Source organism: Mesorhizobium sp. M0676 (genome assembly GCF_040320535.1).
Classification (GTDB): Bacteria; Pseudomonadota; Alphaproteobacteria; order Rhizobiales; family Rhizobiaceae; genus Mesorhizobium.
In genome coordinates this window covers 1-1,478 of the sequence record NZ_JAMYPU010000074.1, presented here as the reverse complement: position 1 = coordinate 1,478, position 1,478 = coordinate 1, and the positions used below count along the sequence as shown (strand labels likewise).

1 protein-coding gene is annotated in these 1,478 nt (G+C 60.8%); it reads right to left on the bottom strand.

Translation table 11 applies throughout. The annotated features are described in order from the left end of the window. Window positions 1-258: 258 nt before the first annotated feature. On the bottom strand, window positions 259-1,478 hold a 1,220-nt coding region (locus NKI35_RS31215), incomplete at its 5' end, for a type I secretion system permease/ATPase (RefSeq protein ID WP_352557379.1).

Below are 1,478 nucleotides of genomic sequence, written 5' to 3'. Positions count from 1 at the left end.
ATTGCTTGGATAGGCACACATTTACGAAATGGATGCACTCTCGTTCGCTTCGCCGAGCCGTTGCGGGCTCGCAGGCGGCGGGGACGCGCCCAGGCAATCGGCCGAACATTCACACTCAAAGAACGGTCCAGGAAACTTTGTAACCGGTCGTTCTGGTTGAGCCGCCCTCGGAAGAACGGGCATGGGGATGTGTTGCCGAGTCGCGCCGGCACTGCCCATTGCGAGCAAGGGAAGTGGCGGCGAATGGAGCTCGGAACGTCATTGTTCTGGTGAATGCCGGACACCGGGATCCTCCATGTCAGCGCGCTCTGCCACGTTATCCTGTGTAGACTCGATGGCCTTCAGGACTTTGGAAGGCGCACCGAATGATCGCTGCCGTCCACCTTCCATCACCAACACCAAATCCACGGCGCGGATGGCGCTCGGCCGATGGGCGACGACAACCGCAATGCCCTTGCGCTCGCGCACGGAGGCGATCGCATTAACGACTGCAGCCTCGCCTTCCGCATCGAGATGGGCATTGGGTTCATCCAGCACAACAAGGAAAGGGTCTCGATAAAGGGCACGGGCAAGACCGATAAGCTGGCGCTGCCCGGCGGAAAGTGCCGATCCGGCCTCACCAATCGGAGTTTCGTATCCGTGCTCAAATCGGAGGATCAGTTCGTGCGTGCCCGCTGCCTTCGCCGCGGCGACAATAGCCTCAGGGTCAGGATCATCTTCAAAACGAGCAATGTTTTCGGCAATGGTGCCGTCGAACAGTTCAACACCTTGCGGCAGATAGCCGATGTGACGGCCTAGTGCTTCCCGGTCCCATTGATCGAGGCTTGCGCTGTCGATGCGAACCTTCCCGGCGACCGGCGTCCATGCGCCGACGATGGCGCGCGAGAGTGTCGACTTGCCCGAGCCCGATGGACCGATGACCCCGAGTGCGCTTCCCGCCTGAATGGCAAACGCAATGCCGGTCACGGTCGGCTTGCTTTCGCCGGGCGGAACGATTGTCACGCTTTCGAGGCGCAGTTCGCGTTCAGGTGCAGGCATTAGCATGACAGGAGCGGTTTCAGGAACCTTTTCCAAGAGGTCCTCCAGCCGCGCCCAACCCTGGCGCGCCATGAGGAAGGGTTTCCAGCTTGAAATGGCGAGATCGACCGGAGCCAGCGCACGCCCCATCATGATCGAACTGGCAATCATGACCCCGGCCGTAGCCTCTTCCCTGACCACAAGGTACGCACCGACGGCAAGAATGGCCGATTGCAGCAGCACGCGCAGCGACTTTGAAATGGCACCCAGCCCACCTGCCACGTCCCCAGCTTTCCGGTTGGCGGCCAGACACTTGGCATTGGCCTTTTGCCATCGGGCAGCGATCCGCTTTCCAAGACCGAGAGCTTGCACGACCTCGGCATTGCAACGCGCTGCTTGCAGCAGACCATTGCGTGCCATGTTGTGGGCAACGGTATCGCTTATCGGCCCTTGCGAGAGAG